Raw genomic sequence first — 20,515 nt, 5'->3', positions numbered from 1 at the left:
CGCGGGGGCGTTGCCTCCGTATTTGCCCGGCTGTCAGCGCCGGATTACGCTTCACGTAGCGTCGCCAGTCGTTCCCGCGTCGGCGCTTCGACGACGCCGCGTTCGGTGACGATCGCATCAATCAGATTCGCCGGGGTCACATCAAACGCCGGATTGAAGGCATGCGCCCCTGCGGCGGCCACCCGTGTACCGCCCAGTTCCAGCACCTCCTCCTCACCGCGCTGCTCGATGGGGATGCCCGTGCCGTCCGTCATCGCAAAGTCGATGGTCGCCACCGGCGCCGCGACCATGAAACGCACGCCGTGGGCGCGCGCCAGCAGCGCCAGCCCATAGGTGCCAATCTTGTTGGCGGTATCCCCGTTGGCGGCAATGCGGTCGGCCCCGACGATGACCCAGCCCACACGTCCGGATCGCAACAGGCTGGCGGCCGCCCCCTCGCACAACAGCTGCACCGGGATGCCGTCGTGTACCAGCTCCCAGGCGGTGAGACGGCTGCCCTGCAGCCAGGGCCGGGTCTCGTCCGCGAACACCTCGCGAATCCGGCCCGCATCCCAGGCCGCCCGGATCACGCCGAGCGCCGTACCGTACCCGCCGGTTGCCAGCGAACCGGTGTTGCAGTGCGTCAATACACCGCTCCCCGCGGCGATCCGCTCGGCGCCCAGGGCCCCGAGCCGGCGGTTGCCGGCAATATCCGCCTCCAGCATCGCTCGAGCGCTGCCCTCCGCGGCCGCCAGGGCACTCTCCGCATCGGTGCACCCCGACATCACCCCCTGCATGCGGTCCAGGGCCCAGAACAGATTCACCGCGGTCGGCCGCGCGGCCCGCAGGGTTTCGATATCCGCCGCAATGCGTTCGCGCCAGTCCGCCTGCCCCAGCGCATTCTGGCAGGCCAGGACCACCCCGAAGCCCGCCGTGATCCCGATCGCCGGCGCCCCGCGAACGACCATTGCGCGAATGGCCTCCGCCACCGCTGGCGCCGCATCGTAGGACTGCCACAGGGTCTCCCGTGGCAACCGCCGCTGATCCAGAAGCTGCAGGCGACCATCGGCAAAGTGGATGGGACGAATGGTATCGGAGTGTTCCTGGCGCATCCGACCATTCTAAGGAAACACTGATCAATGCACACGCTCGCGTTAGCACCCCGGCTGCCTCGCCCCGCATTCTCGCGGATGGGGCTAGCCGTCCGCCGGCGTACAGTCCGGTGGCGTTTTCAGGTCAGCGGCCGGTGCCGGACGCCAGACCCGGGGGCGCCGCGCCCGATACCCGGGGCCGACCTGCAGCGTATCCTTCGCGTCCAGACGCAGCGCTCCGAGCACCCCGGTCTCCTGCAACGGCACGCAGGCCCGAGCCAGACGCTCGCGCACCGCATCATCCAGCCCGCGCCCGCCGGTATCCGTACTCGCCCACGCCAGGGCCGGCGGGGTCTCCTCCAGCCAGCCCCGCGAAAGACTGGACGCACCCGCCGCGCGCGGCAGCACCAGGAGATCGGCCTGGCGCTGCGCGCGCGGCCCGCGCATGAACACCGCCTCGCCAAGTCCGCCCAGCCCCCCGGTCAGCAGCAGACGCACCCCCCCGGCCGATGTCACGGCCAGTACACAGGAGGCCGAGGCCGTGTCATCCCAGCCCACCGGCGGGTGCAGCACCTCAAAACGCACACCATCCCAGCGCCAGGTCTGGCCGGCCTGACAGGGCTGCTCGTCCGGGTGCTGCGGGCGGCGACGCAGAACCTCCGCCACCGGCAGGACTGCCTGCACTCCGGCCGCCCCGCCCGCATGCGCCGCATGTTCGTGACTCAACAGCATGCGGTCGACGGACCGTACTCCCAGTCGACGCAGGGCTGGCGCCACCACCCGCTCGCCGGCGCTGTAGCCGCCCGCACGACCGAAACCGGCGTCGTACAACAACGTATGGTGCCGGGTCTGCACCAGGACCGACTGCCCATTACCTGCGTCCAGCAAGTGCACCCGCATCGCTCCGTGATCGATGCCCGGGCGCAACGGCAGCACCAGGGCCAGGCCGGCCAGCAGCACCCAGGGGAGCACGCTGCGCAGATGCGGCAGCAGGGCCAGCAGCACGGCAACCCCGCCCAGCAGGGTCGCCGCCACGGGCACCTGACGCTCGTCCACCAGCACCGGGATCCGGGATAGCTCGACCAGGAGGCGCACCAGGATCGCCAGCAATTCGTCGCCGGCATGCAGGAACGGTCGCCCCAGCGGTGCCCACAGGACTGCCATGCCGGCCCCCAGCAACAGCAAGGGCAACACCAGCAGACTGATCACCGGCACCGCCACCAGATTGGCGACCGGGGCCACCCAGGAGCCAAGCTGGAACCAGGCCAGGCTCAACGGCAGCATCGCGAGGGCCAGCAGCACCTGGATCGCACCCGCCTCCCGCCAGCCCGGCTTCCCGCCACGTCCGTGCAACAGGAGCAGGATCACCGCGACCGCACCAAACGAAAACCAGAAACCGGGGGCCAGCACACTGCCGGGTTGCCACAGCACTACAGCGACCGCGGCCAGCATCAGGCCGCGCCAGGCCACTGGGCCGCGGCGCCACCAGATCGCCACCATAAAGGCGGCCAGCATGATCAATGCCCGCTGAGTCGGGATACTGAAACCGGCCAGGGCCGCATACAGCGCGGCGCCCGCCAGTCCCACGACACCCATCACGATCGCCTTGCGCGCCCGCTGGCGCAGCGCCGGAAGCCATGCCCAAAGGACTCGGGCCAGGAGCGCGGAGAAACCGGCGACCAGTCCCACATGGAGCCCCGAAATGGCCATCAGGTGGTTGGTACCGGTACGCAGGAATGCCTGCCACTCCCACGCCGTCATCGCCTGCCGGTCCCCGATAATCAACGCCTGCACCAGGCCCGGATGGCGCAAGTCGGGGGCTGCCTCCTCGAGGCGGGCGCGCAGCGCTTCGCGGCTTCCATGCAGCCCGGCGCGGGCCACCGCACTCCAGTCTTGCGGCCGTGCTCCGGGGATCAGCTCGAAGTCCTGCAGGGTCGCGGAGCCGTGCAAACCCTCGCGGAAGTACCATCCGGCGCGATCGAATCCGCCGGGGTTCGACGGCCCCGCCGCCGGCCGCAGGCGCAGGGTCATGCGGCCGTGGCTGCCGGAGCCCAGCTCCGGGCGTCCCGGGTACACCGCCACAAGCAGCTCGCGCGCCCGAAAGGCCTCCGGGCCTGCCTCCACCGCGTCCACGGTGACGCGAAAACGGCTGCGCTCCTCGTCGTGATCCGGCAAGCTGGTAACGGTCGCCCGCACGGTGACCTCCTCGCCCGCGAGCGCCGGGTCCAGCGCATGCTGCAGCCACTGGCTGGCACTTGCGGTGACGACCACCCAGGCTACGGCCGCCCCGATGATCACCGTCAGCACCGGATGCGCGCGGCCACTCAGAACGCTACGGGCCACCACCGCGGCCAGCATGAGACCGGCAACGGCCAGCACCCCACCCGTGGACAGCCCCAGCGGCTCCGGAAGGCGATGCAGCCACCACGCCGTGACCAGCAGCCCCAGTGTGAACCCGATCACGATCGATACCGCCTATGAGGCGCGCGCACACGGCGCGCACTCGAGGCCCCCAACAGGCCGGCACAATCAGCGACAATAAGAGGATCGAACGGCGCGGAGACCCCGAACCTCAGGCAGGCTCGACCACCCGGATCATGGCCAGACACATCATCAAGAAATTGTTCCCCGGCATGGAGCACATGCGCAGGCACAAGGCACTGTCGCCGCTGGGGCCGCGCCTGGGGTCGCCGGATCTGTGGCATTTGAACCGCCGCTCCGTGGCTGGTGCGTTTGCCGTCGGGCTGTTCGTGGCCTTCCTGCCACTGCCCATGCAGATGCTCATCGCGGCCGCTGTGGCCCTGCTGGTCCGCGTGAATCTGCCGATATCGGTGATTCTGGTCTGGATCTCGAACCCAATCACCATGCCACCCATGTTGTATACGGCGTACACGCTCGGGCGCAAGCTGCTCGACGAGCCGCGCCGCGATATTCACCTCGACTGGAGCTGGGAGTGGTTCACCACCGAGCTGCTGACCATCTGGCAACCGCTGCTACTGGGGAGCGTTCTGCTCGGGGCCGCCGCCAGCCTGTCCGGTTATCTGCTGGTGCGCTTCCTGTGGCGGCTCAACGTGGTGCAGCGGGTACGCAGCCGTCGCTATCTGCGGCGCCTGCGCAAGGAAACAGCGGAACGCGAGCGTGAGGCCACTGCCAGGAAGTCGGACCAGAGCCCCGGGGACGGCGACCAGCGGCCGCGCTGAGACCCCCGGCCGGAAACCCGGGATCCGGGGGGCATGCACCCCGAAGGGTTTCCCGGAGTGGTGGTGCTGGCTACGATTCCGGTACGCGGCTGACGGCCTCGAGTGAGGACTGCTGGAGATGCCCCTTGACCAGCTGCACCGATCGATCCAGCTCGCGGGCCAGCGAGATGTCATGGGTCACCAGCGCCAGGGCCGTTCCGGTGGAGCGATTCATCGCCCGCAGCAGCTCGAACACCTGGGCGGCGCGTTCCTGGTCCAGGTTGCCGGTCGGCTCGTCCGCCAGGATAGCCGACGGGCGCGTGACCAGAGCCCGGGCAATGGCAACCCGCTGACGTTCACCGCCGGACAGCTCCGCCGGCTTGTGATTCAGGCGATGGCCCAGATCCACCTGATCCAGCCAGTGCTGCGCTTCTTCCCGCGCCTTGCGGCCCGTCATGCGGCGGATCAGCAGCGGCAGTGCCACGTTCTCCGCTGCGGTCAGCTCAGGCAACAAGTGATGAAACTGGTACACGAACCCGAGATGCTGATTGCGCAGCTGTCCGCGGCGGGCCTCGCTCATCCGGGTCCAGTTCGTACCGAGCAATCGCACCTCGCCCGCCGTCGGTCGATCCAGCCCGCCCAGCAGGTGCAGCAGCGTGCTCTTGCCGCTGCCCGAGGCCCCGATGATCGCGGTCTGATCGCCAGGCTGCAGCACGAAATCGACCCCGCTGAGCACGGCCACGTCCAGCCGACCGTCGCGGAACCGCCGTTCGAGGCCGCGCGCCTCCAGCACCGGAGTATCCGGATCAGTCATAGCGCAGGGCCTCCGCCGGCTGGGTACGCGCGGCGCGCCAGGCCGGGAACAGGGTTGCCACTACGGTCAGAAGGAAACCGAGGATGCCGACACGAAACACATCCGAAAGTTTAAGTTCAGACGGCAAGTCACTGATGTAATAAACATCCGCTGACAGAAATTCGACCCCGGAGACCCGCTCGATGAACGGCACTACCACGTCGATATGGGTGGCCAGCGCGACGCCGGCCAGCGTGCCGATCAAGATGCCGATGGTACCAATGACCACGCCCTGCACCATGAAGATGATCATGATGCCGCCAGGAGACAATCCCAGGGTCCGCAGAATCGCGATATCGCCCTGTTTGTCTGTCACCAGCATGATCAGGGTCGACACGATGTTGAATGCAGCCACCGCGACGATCAGCGAGAGAATGATGAACATCACCATCTTTTCCATCTGGATAGCGCGGAACAGGTTCGCGTGCTGGCGCGTCCAGTCGGACACCCGGAACAACCCGTCCAGCTGCGCTGCGACATCGCGCGCCACCACCCCGGCCTGCATCATGTCGGTCAGCCGCAGACGCAGGCCCGTGACCTGTTCCCCGGTCTGGAACACCGCCCGGGCATCCTCGAGGTGGATGAACGCAGTGCCACGGTCATATTCGTACATGCCGACCTCGAACAGCCCGGAGACCTCGAAACGCCGCATGCGCGGCATCACCCCGGCCGGCGAGACCGACGCCTGGGGCGCCATCAGGATGATCGAATCCCCCACTCGCACCCGCAGCTCGGCCGCCAGCTCGCGGCCCAGCACCACCCGGTAACCGCCTGCCTCCAGGCTGCCAAGCTCGCCGCCATGCAGCATGTGTTCGCCGATCCGCGCGACCCGTTCCTCGGCCTCCGGCTGCACGCCACGCACGATGGCCCCGGAGATATTGCCGCGGGCACTGAACATCGCCTCACCCTGAACATAGGGTGCCGCCGCCACGACGCGGTCATCGAGCCCGGGCGCCTCGCGCTGCAGACGCTCCCAGTCCTGCAGCCCGCCGTTGACACCCTGAATGGTCGCGTGCGACGCCATGCCGAGGATGCGCTCGCGCAGTTCGCGCTCGAAGCCATTCATTACCGACAGCACGGTGATCAACGCCATCACGCCCAGGGCCAGCCCGATGATGGAGACCACCGAGATGAACGAAATGAAGTGATTGCGCCGCTTGGCCCGCGTATAGCGCAGGCCGATGGCGAGAGTCAGGGGGCGGAACATTACGAAATCATGCCAGAGATCCCCGGCCCCGCCTATCCCCGCGAGCCCCCGCCACTCTGCGCCGGAACCCGCGCCGGGGAGGCAGGCCGTTACCGTTGGCGCTACCATGGTGGGCATGCCGTGGAGAGATGCCGCAAACGGAGAGCCGGTGATGCCAGGGAAATACCCCATTTCGAACCCCAACCCGAAGACCCGTCCGCACCGGGCGCGCGGCCTTTCGGCCCCGACTGGCTGGGCACTGGCCGTGATCCTGATGGGCGGCGTCGCCGCCACCGCCTCGGCCGATATCCTGCGCACCCCCGACGGGGGTTTCACCGTGCAGCAGAAAGAAGGCCTCCCCGCGCGCGGCCAGACGCAAACCGCGGTGCTTCGCGATCATGGCGAGCCCGAGAAACGCCATGCCACGGTCGGGGATCCGCCCATCACACGCTGGGACTATGCCGGATTTTCGGTGGTTTTCGAGGGTGAATTCGTCCTGCACAGCGCCGTTCGCGGCGAATCCCGCCCCGAGCGTCCATGAACCAGGCGTCCATGAGCAATGGGGAACCCGCCCCGGCCCGCAGGCGGCTGCCCGCGGAATGGGAACCGCAGGGTGCGGTCCAGCTGACCTGGCCGCATGACCAGACCGACTGGGCCGCTACCCTGGACCAGGTGCATCCGGTCCTGGCCACGATCGCCGCGGGCATCAGCCGCTACCAGCCGGTGATCATTGTTGCGCGCGACCCCGAGCACATCGAGGAGATCTCCGGCTTTCTGAGCGAGACCGCGATCCAGCCTGACCGGCTGTGGTTCGCGCTCGCCCCCAGCAACGACAGCTGGGCCCGTGACCATGCCGCGATCACTGTACTGGAGGAGGGGCAACCGCGCCTGCTCGACTTCGTCTTCAACGGCTGGGGTGGCAAGTATCCCGCCGAACTGGACAACGCGATCACCCGGACACTGGCCAGTCAGGGCGTCTTCGGTGCCTGCGTGCCGGAACCGATCGACATGGTCCTGGAAGGCGGCTCGATCGAGTCGGACGGCGCCGGCACCCTGCTAACCACCCGTCGCTGCCTGCTGACCCCGACCCGCAATCCGACACTGGACCGTGCCGCGATCGAAAGGCGCCTGGCGCAGCATCTGGGCGCGCGCCGCATCCTCTGGCTGGAGCACGGCCAGCTGGAAGGCGACGACACCGATGCCCATATCGACACCCTGGCGCGCTTCTGCGCGCCGGATACGATCGCATATGTGCGCTGTGACGACCCGCAGGACCCCCACTACGCGGAGCTGCAGGCCATGGAGGCCGAGCTGCAGGCCCTGCGCCAGCGCGACGGCGAACCCTACCGGCTGATCCCGCTGCCCTGGCCAAGCGCGATCATCGAGGACGACCGGCGCCTTGCCGCGACCTATGCCAATTTTCTGATCATCAACGGTGCGGTACTGCTGCCGGTCTATGGCGACCCGGCCGATGCCGTTGCCCGCAAACGCCTGGCGACGGCCTTTCCCGGGCGCGATATCGTGACCATCGACTGTCGCCCGATTATCCGTCAGGGCGGCAGCCTGCACTGCCTGACCATGCAATACCCGGCCGCCGCCCTCGGCATCCCACAGGAATAAGTGCCCCCACCGAGCCTGCACGATGGAATCCAAGCACCTGCCCGTAGCCCTGATCCAGCACCGCGACACCGGGAGCGTCGAGTCCAACCTCGACTTCACCGCCGACGCGGTGGCCGCCGCCGCAACTGCCGGCGCGCGCCTGGTCGTCCTGGCCGAACTGCACACCGGCCCCTATTTCTGCCAGAACGAGGACCTCGCAACCTTCAACCGAGCCGAACCTATACCGGGCCCCAGCAGCGAACGCCTGGCCGACATCGCGCGCACTCATGGAGTCGTGCTGGTAGGCTCCCTGTTCGAACGCCGGGCGCCGGGGCTCTACCACAACACCGCCGTGGTCTACGAGACCGACGGCCGCCTGGCCGGCTTCTATCGCAAGATGCACATCCCGGACGACCCCGGGTACTACGAGAAGTATTACTTCACCCCGGGCGATACCGGCTTCGTCCCCATCGACACCTCGGTCGGGCGCCTGGGCGTACTGGTCTGCTGGGACCAGTGGTATCCCGAGGCGGCCCGGATCATGGCCCTGTCCGGTGCCGAAATCCTGGTCTATCCGACCGCGATCGGCTGGGACCCGCAAGATACCCCGGACGAGCAGGCCCGCCAGCGCGATGCCTGGACCACCGTGCAACGCGGTCACGCCGTCGCCAACAACCTCCCGGTCATTGCCTGCAACCGCTGCGGCCTCGAACCCGACCCCAGCGGCCAGACCTCTGGCGCGCACTTCTGGGGCAGCAGCTTCATCGCCGGCCCCCAGGGCGAGTTTCTTGCCACGGCCGGCACCGATGCGCCCGAGACCCTGCAGGTCGCCCTCGATTGCCAGCGCACCGAGGCCGTCCGCCGACAATGGCCCTTCCTTCGCGATCGCCGGATCGATGCCTACGACCCGATCCTGCGCCGCTATATCGATCGCGACCCACACTGATTGCCATGCCCCCTTCAAAGGCGATTCACGGGAACAAGGGAAAACCGGGAGACGGACAGGGGAACTGCCGCGCCAGGCGCGTCTGCGTTTGACAACGAATGCCGTGGATGCCTCCAGCAAACAGACATCTCTGCTTCTTCCTGTGCATCGCCCTTTCGCTGCGTGATCGCTCACAGCGGCCTGCGGCACCACCGCCCCCGACCCGCAAGGGGGTCGCGCGCGCCCGTGCAGTAGAATCCGTATAATCCAGTCCCTTTCCCGCAGACCCGACAACGCACTGGCCCATGTCCGATCAACGGCGTAACCCGCTCCACCCCGGCCGCCTCCCCGGCTCCGGCTTCGAGGTCTGGTCGGGGCTCAATGCCTCTGCGGCCACCCTCGCCCTGGCGCAGAACGGCTCCGATTTCCACCGCCCGGTGCTGGTGATCACCGAGTCCAACGAGGCGGCCGACCGCTGGCAGGAGGAATGGGAATTCTTCGCCGGCGAACGCAAGCTCCCGCTGCTGCGCCTGCCGGACTGGGAAACCCTGCCCTTCGATGTCTTCTCCCCGCACGAGGACATCATCTCCGAACGCCTGCGCACCCTGTACCATCTGCCGGCACTGGAACGCGGCATCGTGCTGATGCCGGTCTCGACATTGATGCAGCGCCTGCCCCCGCGCGACTGGCTGACCACCCAGGGGTTATCCCTGCACACCGGCCAACGCCTGGACCGCATGACCCTGCGCGAGAACCTGGCCACTGCCGGCTACAGCTCGGTTCAGCAGGTCATCAGCCACGGCGAGTTCGCCGCCCGTGGCGAGATCCTGGACCTGTTCCCGATGGGGGCGAACGAGCCGGTCCGGATCGAATTCCTCGACGACGAGATCGACTCCCTGCGGCGTTTCGATACTGAATCCCAGCGTTCCACGGAAAAGGTCGAAAGTCTGGAGATCCTGCCCAGCCACGAATTCCCGCTGAACGACGACTCCATCCGCGAGTTTCGCACCCGCTACCGCGCACAGTTCGCGGGGGACCCCAGCAGTCACCCGGTGTACCGCGACATCAGCGAGGGTGTGGTGCCACCCGGGATCGAGGCCTACCTGCCTCTGTTCTTCGAGCACATGGACAGCGTGTTCGATTACTGCCCCGACGCGCAGGTGGTGCAAGTGGGCGATATCGCCGGTGCCGCCGAGGGTTTTGCCCAGGAGATTCGCGAGCGCTTCGAACAACTGAGCCACCAGTTCGATCGCCCGCTGCTGCCTCCGGAGCGGCTTTATCTCGACCTCGAACAACTCGGCGGGCGCCTGGCAAAGTGTACCGGAATCGCATTGGGCGCCCCGGCCGCCCCGCTTCCGCCGGGGCGCGGGGCCCGGATCGACTTTGCCTGCGACCCCCTGCCGGACCTTGGACTGCAGCAGGGCAAGGATGCGCCGGCGCAGGCACTGAAGGCCTTTGTGGCCGACCAGCAGCGGGTACTGCTGACTGCCGAATCCGCCGGACGCCGCGAGGCCCTGCTGACCCTGCTGCGCGACCAGGAGGTGGCCCACCAGGCGGCCGACAGCTGGAACGCATTTCTCGCGGCCGGAGCAGGCCTGCAGGTCACGGTCGCCGCAGTGGGCGAGGGCTTTGTCCTCCCGGATGGTGTCGCCCTGGTGCCGGAGGCCGCCCTGCTCGGCGAGCGTGCGCGGCAGACGCGGGGCCGCAATCGCCCCACCCGGGATGCCGACGCCATCATCCAGAACCTCAGCGACCTGACCATCGGTGCGCCGGTAGTGCACGAGGAACAGGGCGTGGGTCGCTACCTCGGTCTGCAGACCCTCGATTTCAACGACCAGCCCTCCGAGTTTCTGACCCTCGAATATGCCGACGGCGCCAAGCTCTACGTCCCGGTCTCGTCGCTGCACCTGATCAGCCGCTACACCGGCGCCGATGCCGATCACGCCCCGCTGCACCGCCTGGGCAGCGAGCAGTGGAGCAAGGCCCGCAAGAAGGCCGCCGAAAAGGCTCGCGACGTGGCCGCGGAACTGCTGGACATCCATGCGCGGCGCGCCGCCCGACAGGGCACCGTGTTCTCCACCGACACCCCCGAATACCACGCCTTCGCGGCCGGGTTCCCGTTCGAGGAGACCCTGGACCAGCAGCACGCCATCGACGCAGTACTGACCGACATGGCCGACACGCGCCCGATGGACCGCGTGATCTGCGGCGATGTGGGCTTTGGCAAGACCGAAGTCGCGATGCGCGCGGCGTTCGTGGCCGTCCAGAACCACAAGCAGGTGGCCGTGCTCGTGCCCACCACCCTGCTCGCACAGCAGCACCATCAAAACTTCAACGACCGCTTCGCCGACTGGCCGGTCCGGATCGAGTCGCTGTCGCGCTTTCGCAGCGGCAAGCAGCAGACCGCCGTCCTGGAGGGCCTCAAAGAAGGCAAGGTGGACATCGTGATCGGCACCCACAAGCTGCTGCAGGCGGATCTGGATTTCTCCAACCTCGGCCTGGTCATTGTGGACGAGGAACAACGCTTCGGCGTGCGCCATAAGGAGGCACTCAAGAAGCTGCGCGCCGAGGTGGACATGCTGACCCTGACGGCCACGCCGATCCCGCGTACCCTGAACATGGCCCTGGCCGGCCTGCGCGACCTCTCGGTGATCACCACGCCACCGCGCGAACGCCTGGCAATCAAGACCTTCGTCAACGAATGGAACGATGCCATCATCCAGGAGGCCTGCCTGCGCGAAATCCGCCGCGGCGGCCAGGTGTACTTCGTGCATAACGAGGTCAACACGATCGAGCGCACTGCCCAGCAGGTGCAAGCGCTGCTCCCCGGGGCCCGGGTGGGCATCGCCCACGGCCAGATGCGCGAGCGCGAGCTGGAACAGGTGATGCTCGACTTCTATCACCGCCGCTACAACATCCTGGTGTGCACCACCATTATCGAGACCGGGATCGACGTGCCCACCGCCAATACCATCGTGATGAACCGGGCCGACAAGCTCGGACTGGCACAAATGCACCAATTGCGCGGGCGCGTCGGGCGCTCCCATCACCGCGCCTACGCCTATCTGCTCACCCCGCCGGAGAAGGCCATGACCGCGGATGCCCGCAAGCGGCTGGAGGCCATTGCCTCGCTGGAGGACCTCGGCGTCGGGTTTACCCTCGCCAGCCACGACCTCGAGATTCGGGGTGCCGGCGAACTCCTGGGCGACGAACAAAGCGGCCAGATCCACGAGGTCGGGTTCTCGATGTACAACGACCTGCTCAATCGCGCGGTCAACGCCCTGCGCTCCGGCAACATGCCGGAGCTGGACGCCCCGGAGGCTGCGGGCACCGAGGTCGAACTGGGTCTCCCGGCCCTGCTGCCGGAAGACTACGTGCCGGACGTGCACACCCGCCTGATCCTCTACAAGCGCGTCAGCTCCGCGACTTCGCCGGAGGCGCTGCGCGACATGGAAATCGAACTGGTGGATCGTTTCGGGCTGCTGCCCGACCCGGCCAAGGCCCTGTTCGAGGCCGCCCGGCTGCGCCTGCGCCTGACCCCGCTGGGGATCCGCAAACTGGAACTGGGACCCGCCGGCGGACGCCTGGTCTTTGGCACCCATCCCAATCTCGACATCGCCGCGCTGATTCAACTGGTGCAATCCGACCCGCAGGCGTACAAACTGGACGGGCAGAAGGCCTTCCGCTTCTTCGCCCCGATGGAGACTCTGGAAGCGCGCGTCCAGGCCGTACTGCGCCTGCTCAATACCATCAGCCCCGAACAACAGGCCGCCTGAATGTCCGATCCGAACCCGAACCGCCCCAACCCCCTGCGGCGCCGTCTGGTTGGCGCCCTCGCCACCCTGCCGTTCGTCGGTCTGGCCGGCCCTGCACTGGCACAGGCCGGGCGCGAATACCGTATCGAACTGGTGGTCTTCGAACACCGCACGGAAGAAAGCCGCCGTCTGCAGCAGGAACTGGCCATGCCGCGCGAGCCCCGATTCGGCGACTCGGAACTGGGCGGAAACATCTACCGCGAGTCGGAAAAGGGGTTCGAACTCGACCGGGTCGTGCGCCGCCTGGAGGAATCCGGGGCCGGCCGCATCCTCAGTCGTCTGGCCTGGGATCAAACCGGGCGGAACCATGCCACCGCTCCGTGGCTGCGGGTGCAACAGGGGCATCAAATCGGCCTGCGCGACCTGTTCGACGCGACCCCGGGGCGACAGGCCCCCCGCCCCCTGGACCATGACCCGGAGGTGCGATACGAGCTGGAAGGACGCCTACGGATCTGGGTCGGACGTTTTCTCCATCTGGAGACCGACCTGATCTATCACGTGAACGAGCCCCTGGCCGCCGACACAAGCCCGCGCGCAATCAGCGTACGCGGCAGTCAGCGGATGAACTCCGGCGATGACCTGTTCTACCTCGACCACCCGGTGATCGGCATCATCGCCCGCGTCACCCGGATCGACGAGGACCGACAAAGCTAGGCGCCTGTCGGATCCGAGGCTGATCTACTGCGCGTACGGGACAGCGGCCCCGCCGCAACTACCGCCACTGCGGGGTGGATTCCCAGCTCAGCCACTGCTTCATCGCCGCCATGCCGAGCTCGTCGAACAGAAACTGCAGCCGCGAGCGGCGCGGTTTGAAGACCACAAGCTGTTCTACGCCGATCACGTCGCGTGCCACGCTGCGATCCGTCCCCAGGCCATCAATCAGGCCCAACTCCACGGAACGGTCGCCGGCCCAGATCAGGCCACCGAAAAGACTGTCCTCGTCCTCGACCAGGCGCTCGCCGCGCCCGTCGCGCACGGCATCCACGAACTGCTGTCGCACGTCTTCCAGCACGCCTTCCAGGTGGCCCACGTGGCCGGCATCCAGCGGCAGGAACGGATCCAGGAAGCCCTTGTCTTCCCCGGCGACGAACAGACGGCGTTCCACGCCGATATTCTCCATGAGGTCCACCACACCGAAGCTGTCCATGCGTACCCCGATGGAGCCCACCAGACTGGCCCGGCTCGCGAAGACCTCGTCAGCCGCCACCGCGATGTAATAGGCCGCAGAAGCACCGACGTCGCCGATCACCGCATAGACCGGGATGTCCGGATGCGCGTCCTTCAGACGCAGGATCTCGTCATGAACGATGGACGCCTGCACCGGACTCCCGCCACCGCTGTTAATGCGCAGCATCACGGCGCGCGTGCCCTGCGCCTCGAAGGCCTCATTCAACACCGAAGAGATATCCTCGGCGTTCGCAGACGCGCTGGACGCAATCAGGCCTTCAACCTCGACCACCGCCACATACTCATCCGCATCGCGCGCGCTTTCGAAGGTCCCCGGAAATCCGATATCGCTCCCGCGCACCAGGAACAGCAGCGCGATCAGATACAACAGAAACAGCAGCTTGAGGAAGATGCCCCAGCGGCGAGCGCGGCGCTGCTCGATCACCTGTGCCTGAACCAGGCGTTCCAGGGTCTCGCGTTCCCAGCCCGGTTTGTTCTCGTTCGCCCAGCCCATCGTTACATTCCTTTATTCAGTTGCGCATTCGGCCTGCCGGAATATCTCCAGCAATGCCTCGAGATCGGCTGGAAGCCCCAACGGGGCCTCCGCTCGCAGACGGTCACTGGAGTGCACCCCGTGGGTAACCGCCACAGCAGGGACGCCCGCATGACGCGCCATTTGCAGATCATAAACGCTATCACCGACCATCCGCGTGCGCGTACGTTCAACTCCGGCCCTTTCCATTACGTGTTCGAGCATGGCCGGATGCGGCTTGGAGGGGTGCTCGTCCCCGGTCGCGGTCGCCACGAAGCGCGCACCGAGTCCGGTCGTCTCCAGGGCCTGATCCAGCCCGCGACGGGACTTGCTGGTGGCCACCGCCAACAACACCCCGCGCGCCTCCAGCCAGTCGAGAAGCGGCGCGACACCCGGGTACAACGGGGTCGGCGGTGCATCATCCCCTTCCAGGTAGCACAGGCGGTAGGCCGTCGCGAACCGATGAACCAGTCTCGCATCGGCCTCCGGATAGAGTTCGCGCACGGCGGCGTCCACCCCGAGGCCGATAATGTTACGCAGGGCCGCCGCGTCGCGAACCTCCAGCCCCACAACCGCGGCGGCCCGCTGCAGGCAATGCACGATGCGCAGCGGCGAATCCATCAGGGTGCCATCCCAGTCGAACACCACGAGGCGCAGCCCGCCGTCCACGGGCGGCAACAACGGCGCGCTCATGCATCCTCTCCGGCGTCGAGGCTGTCCAGCACCGCCACCAGTTCATCCGGCAACGGCGCGGAAAACAGGTGCTGCTCGCCATCACCGGACTGATAAGCCAGAACCTGGGCGTGCAGAAACAGCCGCTGCAACCCATGCCGTCGCAAGACCCGGTTGGCATCCGGCAGGCCATAATCGTGGTCACCGCCCACCGGGTGACCAATCGCCTGGCCATGCACGCGGATCTGATGCGTACGACCGGTGCCGATGCGCACCTCGGCGAGCTGAAAGGCGCCATGTCCCTCCAGCGGCTGGAATTCGCTATGGGCCTCGCGCCCGCCCGACGCGTCCGCGCCGGCCCGCATGCGCCGGCGCCCGTCATCCTCCCGACCACTGGCAATGGGCAGGTCACAGACGATCGGCTGATCACTGCGGAACCGTCCCACCAGCAACGCCAGATAGCGCTTCTCGACGCGGCCTTCACGCAGGGCAGCATGGAAATCCTGCAAGGCCTCGCGCCGCTTGGCCAGCAACAGGCATCCACTGGTCTCGCGATCGAGCCGATGCCCCAGTTCCAGCTCGGTATCGGGTCGCAGCTCGCGCATCGCCTCGATGATCCCGAAGGCCAGGCCGCTCCCGCCGTGCACCGCGAGACCGGAGGGTTTTTCCAGCACCAGCAGATCGTCGTCTTCGTGGATGATCGCTCGGCGCAATCGATCCAGCACGCGCGGCGGAATATCGGCGCGCGTCGCCTGCGGACGATCGAGGTCCGGCACACGCACCTCGTTACCCAGGACCAGGCGCTTGTGGGCCTTGGCACGACGGCCATCAACCCGTACCGCGCCCTGGCGCACCAACCGGTAGATCAGCCCGCGCGGCACGCCCTTGAGTTCGCGCAGGAGGAAGTTATCCAGACGCTGGCCGTCACCGCGCTCGGTCACCTTCAGGGTGCGGGGGCCGGAAGTTGCGTGCCTGGCAGTCATGGCGCGCGATGCTACCGGACCCACGCGTGGGCGGCTACTCCGAACATCGGGCGCCGGGCGAAAAAAACTTGCCCGGACGCGGGGTTATGCCCTACATTGACCCCAGATGCTCCGCTGCAACCAAACGGCAGCGCGCCTCGAATCACCCGCCACTTCGACCCCGAGCCAACGGCTGCGCGGTCGGAGGGCCATCGCCGCAAAGCGACACTGTGACGCTATTTTTTCTAACCCAGTCCTGTCTTCCCGGCCCCGCCTCCCGCAGGCGGCTGCTCCCGTGGTTGCTGGTGAACACCTGGCTTGCGCGCTGGCTTTCGCTACGCGCCGCCGCTGTGAGCGCGCGTACATTCCCGTTGCTGTCTCGCCGCGCGTTCGCCGCCACCCGGATCCCCGGTATCGCCGCTGGTTGCCAGGACTTCCGACCGAGTCCATTGCATGAAACGCATCCTGATCAATGCCACCCAGCCCGAAGAGCTGCGGGTGGCCATGGTCGACGGCCAGAGGCTGTACGACCTCGACATCGAACTTCCCTCCCGCGAACGCAAGAAGGCCAACATCTACAAGGCCCGGATCACCCGAGTCGAACCCAGCCTGGAAGCGGCGTTCGTCAACTTTGGTGCTGATCGCCACGGATTCCTCCCGTTCAAGGAGATTGCCTACTCCGCAGTGGGCGCGAGCGCGGATGCGGACAAGCCCATCCGCGACTACCTGAAGGAAGGGACCGAACTTCTCGTCCAGGTCGAAAAGGAAGAGCGCGGCAACAAGGGCGCGGCCCTGACGACTTACATCAGCCTCGCGGGCCGCTATCTGGTCCTGATGCCCAATAACCCGAAGGCGGGCGGCGTGTCGCGCCGGATCGAGGGCGAGGACCGCGCCTCGCTGCGGGACGCCCTGTCCGGCCTGAACATGCCCGAGGGAATGGGCGTGATCGCGCGCACTGCCGGCGTCGGCCGCAGCACGGAAGAACTGCAGTGGGACCTGGACTACATGACCGCCCTCTGGTCTGCCGTCACCGAGGCCGCCGCAAAGGCCAAGGCCCCGGCCCTGATCCACCAGGAAAGCAACGTCATCATCCGGGCCCTGCGCGACCACATGCGCAACGATGTGGGCGAGGTCATCATTGACGATGACGGCGTCTACCAGCAGGCGGAGGATTTCGTTCGGCTGGTCATGCCAAACAGCCTGCGCAAGCTGAAGCGCTACGACGACCCGGTCCCGCTGTTCAACCGCTACCAAATCGAAAGCCAGATCGAAAGCGCCTTCGACCGCGAGGTCACTCTGCCCTCCGGGGGCGCACTGGTGATCGACCACACCGAGGCCCTGATCTCCATCGATGTGAATTCGGCCCGCTCCACCAAGGGCGGCGACATCGAGGAAACCGCGTTTCATACCAATCTCGAAGCCGCGGAGGAAGTCGCGCGCCAGTTGCGCATACGCGATCTGGGCGGTCTGATCGTGATCGACTTCATTGACATGAACGCCAACAAGCACCAGCGTGAGGTCGAGAACCGGCTGCGCGAAGCCTTGGAAATGGACCGCGCGCGCGTCCAGATCGGCCGCATCAGCCGCTTCGGCCTGCTGGAAATGTCGCGTCAGCGCCTGCGTTCCTCGCTGGGTGAATCGTCCCAGATCACCTGTCCGCGCTGTCAGGGTCACGGTCAGGTACGCAGCGTGGAGTCGCTGGCCCTGTCGATCCTGCGTCTGATCGAGGAAGAGGCCATGAAGGACCGTACCGGCCTGGTCCTGGCCCAGGTCCCGGTCGATGTCGGCACCTTCCTGTTGAACGAGAAGCGCGAGTCGATCACCGACATCGAAGATCGTCACAAGGTCGACATCAGCATCATCCCCAACCCGCAGTACCTCACCCCGAAGTTCGAGGTGCGGCGGGTACGCGGCGACGAGCGCGAAGAGGCGGTCAGCGATCGCGGCTCGCATGAACTGGTGGAGATCGAGGAAGAAGAAGGCGACTCCCATCGCGAACGGCGCGGCAAGGTCGAAAAACCCATGGTTCAGGGTGTGAAGATGACCGGCCCGGCACCGGTGAGTGATGCCGCGCCGGAAAGCCCGGCCCCCTCATCCGCACCCGTCGAACAACCCGGCTTCTTCACCCGGATCTGGTCGTCGCTGTTCCCCAATGCACGCCCCGCCGCGCAGGAAGAACAGGAAGACACCCCTAACAAGCGCAGCGGCGACCACAAATCCGACGGCGGCCGAGGTGCCAAGTCCGGCGGCCGGGGCCGCGGGCGCGGTGGCAACGGCAAGCCGGGCGACAAGTCCGAGTCCGCCGGCAAGGGGCGTTCCCGCCGCGGGGGCGGCAAAAAGGATGGCGCAGCGCAAAAGACCGAGGCCGACAAGGCCCCGGCGGCGGAAGCGGCATCCGGCAAGCGCACGGATAAATCGGCCGACAAGACCGCTGACAAGCCAGCCCGCAGCAAGGACCCGGCCGCAACCGGCGGAGATGGCGGGGCGAGCGGCGAATCCCGGGGCCCCGAGGCCCAGGAGCAGGATGACAGCGGCAAGGGCCGCAGCCGCAGCCGGCGCTCCCGGCGTGGCGGGCGCCGGCGCGGCGGGCGTGGCCGCTCCTCGGGTGAACAGGGAGCCGATTCGTCCCGTGACGCATCGAGCGACAAGGCGGCCCCATCCGGCTCCGATGACGCAACCGGCAGCGGCGCTGCTGCTCCATCCGGTGACGGCGGCAGCGAAAAGCCGACCGGCACGCAAGGCACCGGGGACAGCAGCAACGAGAAGCCGAGCGCCAGAAAAGATGCCGGCGCAGGTGGCGAAAAGCCTGCCCCCCAGCACGATGCGAAGGAAGGTGACAACACGAAGGCGGCCTCCGGGCCAGACACCACAGAAGGCAGCAGCGAGAAGCCTGCTGCCGGGGCCGATGCGGGGGAACGCAGTCAGGAGAAACCTGCCGCCAAAACCGAAACCGGCGAGCGGGACCGCGCGCAAGCGAACACCGGTCCTGCCGACGCCGCTTCGCCAGGCGAGCCCCAACCCGGTAAGGATCAGGCCCGTAAAACTGCTGCCAGCAACGAGACGGGCCCAGAGGACAGCGGCGCCGCGGCGGCCGCTGCGAAGGCGGACAGTCCGGCATCCCGCTCCCGGGGTGGTCGCAAGCGCAAGCCCGCCGCGGATGCCGAGCCGATCGGAAACGGCAGCGAAAAGGATGCTTCGGCGCCAGATGACACCGCGGATGCCGCCGGCGCTTCGACCTCTGCCGCCACAGCGGAGACGAAGACGACCCCGGCCGATGCCGACAAGCCTGCACCCAAGCCCCGCCGCAGTCGTGGCCGGGCCAGGCAGCCCCAGGGCGAAGACAACTCGACGCCCCCTGCGAGCGGCGAGCCGGAACAGGTACGTTCCGCATCATCACCGGCGACCGGGGCCGATGCAAAACCGGACTCCGCGCAGGCAGGATCCGCTACCGATGCCCCGGAAGCGGTAAAGAAACCGGCAGCCGAGAAGCCGAAAGCGGAGAAGCCCGCCACCGGGACCGAAACAGAACGCAAGGACGGTGACTGACAGGCCAGCACGGCCCCGGCAACACCCGAGCCCGCCCTTGAGGCGGGCTCTTCTTTTCAGGGGGCTACCCCCTCACCGTCAACGCCCGACGGGACGACGGGACGACGGGACGACGGGACGACGGGACGACGCTTACACCCTCGGCCGGGAGCCTGTCGGATTCAAGACGGTTCTGCTGCGCGTACGGGAGAGCGTCCGTTCTCTCTCTTGTTACATGGTCCCGCTTTACATAGTCCCGCTATGCACCTCGAGAGAGGGTGCGGTTGAGCGCAACGCACCTCGCCCCAGTGGCGCACCGCTCCTGATGGGATTTATCGGGCCCATCCCATCCTGCGATCCTGCGGCCCGATGACTGGCGGACGCTCGTTCCTAATCAAGTGACGCCGTGTGCCGCGAGGGGAACCCATGCCGCGCACGAATGTGGTTCAGCAGGCCGTCCGCGCCCATTTCGACCAGATCCATCACGTGCGCAAAGCCCTCGTCACCCCCGTAATAGGGATCAGGAACCTCGGTCTTCCCACTGTGGGGCGCAAAATCCAGAAAACGCAGCAGTTCCGCCCGGGCGTTCTCCGGGCGGATGCGTTCCGCATTCTGGAAGTTCGCGTCATCCATGGTCAGGATGTAGTCAAATTCCAGAAAATCCTCCGGTTCCAGTCGTCTGGCCCGCAGATGTTCGAGATCGTACCCGCGTGACCGGGCCTCCTGGCGGGCGCGCCGGTCCGCCTGAGCGCCAATGTGGTAGCCGGCCGTCCCGGCCGAGTCCACTTCGATCGCCCCTGTCAGGCCCTGTTCACGCACGCGCGCCTCGAACACCCCGTGCGCCATCGGCGAACGACAGATATTGCCCAGACACACCATTAACACCCGAATCTTCGACATCGCCTCAAAACCGGTAACGAAAACCGCATCAGGATAACAAACCCGTCGCCATACCGGTCCTGTCGCGGCCCCGCAGGCACGGACTCATGCATGCCCTCACGACAGCACGCCATGTTATCCGGGAGCAGTC

The 20,515-nt window shown here is 67.1% G+C and carries 15 protein-coding genes; 7 read left to right on the top strand and 8 right to left on the bottom strand.

The window, feature by feature from the left end; translation table 11 throughout:
- Nucleotides 1-44 precede the first annotated feature (44 nt).
- Complete coding sequence (gene mtnA / locus G332_RS0106440) at nucleotides 45-1,091, bottom strand: S-methyl-5-thioribose-1-phosphate isomerase (RefSeq protein ID WP_019626183.1); 1,047 nt, start codon at nucleotides 1,089-1,091, stop codon at nucleotides 45-47.
- Between the two features lie 84 nt (nucleotides 1,092-1,175).
- Nucleotides 1,176-3,533: a DNA internalization-related competence protein ComEC/Rec2 gene (locus G332_RS0106435; protein ID WP_019626182.1), complete on the bottom strand. Its 2,358-nt coding sequence runs from the start codon at nucleotides 3,531-3,533 to the stop codon at nucleotides 1,176-1,178.
- 134 nt (nucleotides 3,534-3,667) lie between these two features.
- On the opposite strand from G332_RS0106435, the gene G332_RS0106430 reads away from it, so the two are divergent.
- Complete coding sequence (locus G332_RS0106430; protein ID WP_019626181.1) at nucleotides 3,668-4,270, top strand: DUF2062 domain-containing protein; 603 nt, start codon at nucleotides 3,668-3,670, stop codon at nucleotides 4,268-4,270.
- A gap of 70 nt (nucleotides 4,271-4,340) precedes the next feature.
- Here the strand turns inward: G332_RS0106430 and G332_RS0106425 are convergent, their stop codons facing one another.
- Together G332_RS0106425 and G332_RS0106420 are read right to left on the bottom strand one after the other, a co-directional pair.
- Nucleotides 4,341-5,063, bottom strand: a complete 723-nt coding sequence (locus G332_RS0106425; RefSeq protein ID WP_026340668.1) for an ABC transporter ATP-binding protein — start codon at nucleotides 5,061-5,063, stop codon at nucleotides 4,341-4,343.
- Nucleotides 5,056-6,309: a lipoprotein-releasing ABC transporter permease subunit gene (locus tag G332_RS0106420; RefSeq protein ID WP_019626179.1), complete on the bottom strand. Its 1,254-nt coding sequence runs from the start codon at nucleotides 6,307-6,309 to the stop codon at nucleotides 5,056-5,058. The genes G332_RS0106425 and G332_RS0106420 overlap by 8 nt, the downstream gene beginning before the upstream one ends.
- Before the next feature lie 253 nt (nucleotides 6,310-6,562).
- On the opposite strand from G332_RS0106420, the gene G332_RS0106415 reads away from it, so the two are divergent.
- From G332_RS0106415 to G332_RS0106395, 5 genes are all read left to right on the top strand, one after another.
- Complete coding sequence (locus G332_RS0106415; RefSeq protein WP_156000787.1) at nucleotides 6,563-6,829, top strand: hypothetical protein; 267 nt, start codon at nucleotides 6,563-6,565, stop codon at nucleotides 6,827-6,829.
- Between the two features lie 11 nt (nucleotides 6,830-6,840).
- Entirely contained in the window at nucleotides 6,841-7,908 is a 1,068-nt protein-coding gene (locus G332_RS0106410) for an agmatine/peptidylarginine deiminase (protein ID WP_026340667.1), read from the top strand.
- Nucleotides 7,909-7,930: 22 nt separating this feature from the next.
- Nucleotides 7,931-8,833 (top strand): carbon-nitrogen hydrolase, encoded by a 903-nt coding sequence (locus G332_RS0106405; protein ID WP_019626176.1) that lies wholly within the window; start codon nucleotides 7,931-7,933, stop codon nucleotides 8,831-8,833.
- A gap of 284 nt (nucleotides 8,834-9,117) precedes the next feature.
- Nucleotides 9,118-12,588: a transcription-repair coupling factor gene (gene mfd / locus G332_RS0106400; RefSeq protein WP_019626175.1), complete on the top strand. Its 3,471-nt coding sequence runs from the start codon at nucleotides 9,118-9,120 to the stop codon at nucleotides 12,586-12,588.
- Nucleotides 12,589-13,281 carry a CsiV family protein gene (locus tag G332_RS0106395; RefSeq protein WP_019626174.1) on the top strand — a complete coding sequence of 231 codons (693 nt, stop codon included), beginning with the start codon at nucleotides 12,589-12,591 and terminating at the stop codon, nucleotides 13,279-13,281.
- A 58-nt stretch (nucleotides 13,282-13,339) separates the two neighbouring features.
- On the opposite strand, the gene G332_RS0106390 is transcribed toward G332_RS0106395, so the two are convergent.
- Genes G332_RS0106390 through G332_RS0106380 form a run of 3 tightly spaced genes read right to left on the bottom strand, consistent with a single transcriptional unit; the run spans nucleotide 13,340 to nucleotide 15,981 of the window.
- Nucleotides 13,340-14,308: a S49 family peptidase gene (locus G332_RS0106390; protein ID WP_019626173.1), complete on the bottom strand. Its 969-nt coding sequence runs from the start codon at nucleotides 14,306-14,308 to the stop codon at nucleotides 13,340-13,342.
- A gap of 12 nt (nucleotides 14,309-14,320) precedes the next feature.
- Nucleotides 14,321-15,019 carry an HAD-IA family hydrolase gene (locus G332_RS0106385; protein ID WP_019626172.1) on the bottom strand — a complete coding sequence of 233 codons (699 nt, stop codon included), beginning with the start codon at nucleotides 15,017-15,019 and terminating at the stop codon, nucleotides 14,321-14,323.
- A complete protein-coding gene (locus G332_RS0106380; RefSeq protein WP_026340666.1) occupies nucleotides 15,016-15,981 on the bottom strand; it encodes an RluA family pseudouridine synthase in 966 nt (321 codons plus the stop codon). The genes G332_RS0106385 and G332_RS0106380 overlap by 4 nt, the downstream gene beginning before the upstream one ends.
- A 432-nt stretch (nucleotides 15,982-16,413) precedes the next feature.
- Here G332_RS0106380 and G332_RS0106375 point away from each other — a divergent pair, with 432 nt between their 5' ends.
- Nucleotides 16,414-19,506 (top strand): Rne/Rng family ribonuclease, encoded by a 3,093-nt coding sequence (locus tag G332_RS0106375; protein WP_019626170.1) that lies wholly within the window; start codon nucleotides 16,414-16,416, stop codon nucleotides 19,504-19,506.
- A gap of 369 nt (nucleotides 19,507-19,875) precedes the next feature.
- Here the strand turns inward: G332_RS0106375 and G332_RS12700 are convergent, their stop codons facing one another.
- The gene (locus G332_RS12700) at nucleotides 19,876-20,385 is read right to left on the bottom strand and encodes a low molecular weight protein-tyrosine-phosphatase (protein ID WP_019626169.1); all 510 of its coding nucleotides are present in this window, start codon (nucleotides 20,383-20,385) and stop codon (nucleotides 19,876-19,878) included.
- Between the last annotated feature and the right edge of the window lie 130 nt (nucleotides 20,386-20,515).

Source organism: Thioalkalivibrio sp. ALJT, from assembly GCF_000381825.1.
Taxonomy (GTDB): domain Bacteria; phylum Pseudomonadota; class Gammaproteobacteria; order Ectothiorhodospirales; family Ectothiorhodospiraceae; genus Thioalkalivibrio.
Note: the sequence above shows the minus strand (reverse complement) of the source record. Positions and strands in the feature narration are given on the sequence as shown.

Coding starts and splice junctions, on each gene's coding strand:
- G332_RS0106430 (WP_019626181.1), top strand. CDS start 3,668: ATGGCCAGACACATCATCAAGAAATTGTTCCCCGGCATGGAGCACATG.
- G332_RS12700 (WP_019626169.1), bottom strand. CDS start 20,385: ATGTCGAAGATTCGGGTGTTAATGGTGTGTCTGGGCAATATCTGTCGT.
- G332_RS0106425 (WP_026340668.1), bottom strand. CDS start 5,063: ATGACTGATCCGGATACTCCGGTGCTGGAGGCGCGCGGCCTCGAACGG.
- G332_RS0106405 (WP_019626176.1), top strand. CDS start 7,931: ATGGAATCCAAGCACCTGCCCGTAGCCCTGATCCAGCACCGCGACACC.
- G332_RS0106385 (WP_019626172.1), bottom strand. CDS start 15,019: ATGAGCGCGCCGTTGTTGCCGCCCGTGGACGGCGGGCTGCGCCTCGTG.
- G332_RS0106410 (WP_026340667.1), top strand. CDS start 6,841: ATGAGCAATGGGGAACCCGCCCCGGCCCGCAGGCGGCTGCCCGCGGAA.
- G332_RS0106375 (WP_019626170.1), top strand. CDS start 16,414: ATGAAACGCATCCTGATCAATGCCACCCAGCCCGAAGAGCTGCGGGTG.
- G332_RS0106395 (WP_019626174.1), top strand. CDS start 12,589: ATGTCCGATCCGAACCCGAACCGCCCCAACCCCCTGCGGCGCCGTCTG.
- mtnA (WP_019626183.1), bottom strand. CDS start 1,091: ATGCGCCAGGAACACTCCGATACCATTCGTCCCATCCACTTTGCCGAT.
- mfd (WP_019626175.1), top strand. CDS start 9,118: ATGTCCGATCAACGGCGTAACCCGCTCCACCCCGGCCGCCTCCCCGGC.
- G332_RS0106415 (WP_156000787.1), top strand. CDS start 6,563: ATGGGCGGCGTCGCCGCCACCGCCTCGGCCGATATCCTGCGCACCCCC.
- G332_RS0106390 (WP_019626173.1), bottom strand. CDS start 14,308: ATGGGCTGGGCGAACGAGAACAAACCGGGCTGGGAACGCGAGACCCTG.
- G332_RS0106380 (WP_026340666.1), bottom strand. CDS start 15,981: ATGACTGCCAGGCACGCAACTTCCGGCCCCCGCACCCTGAAGGTGACC.
- G332_RS0106420 (WP_019626179.1), bottom strand. CDS start 6,309: ATGTTCCGCCCCCTGACTCTCGCCATCGGCCTGCGCTATACGCGGGCC.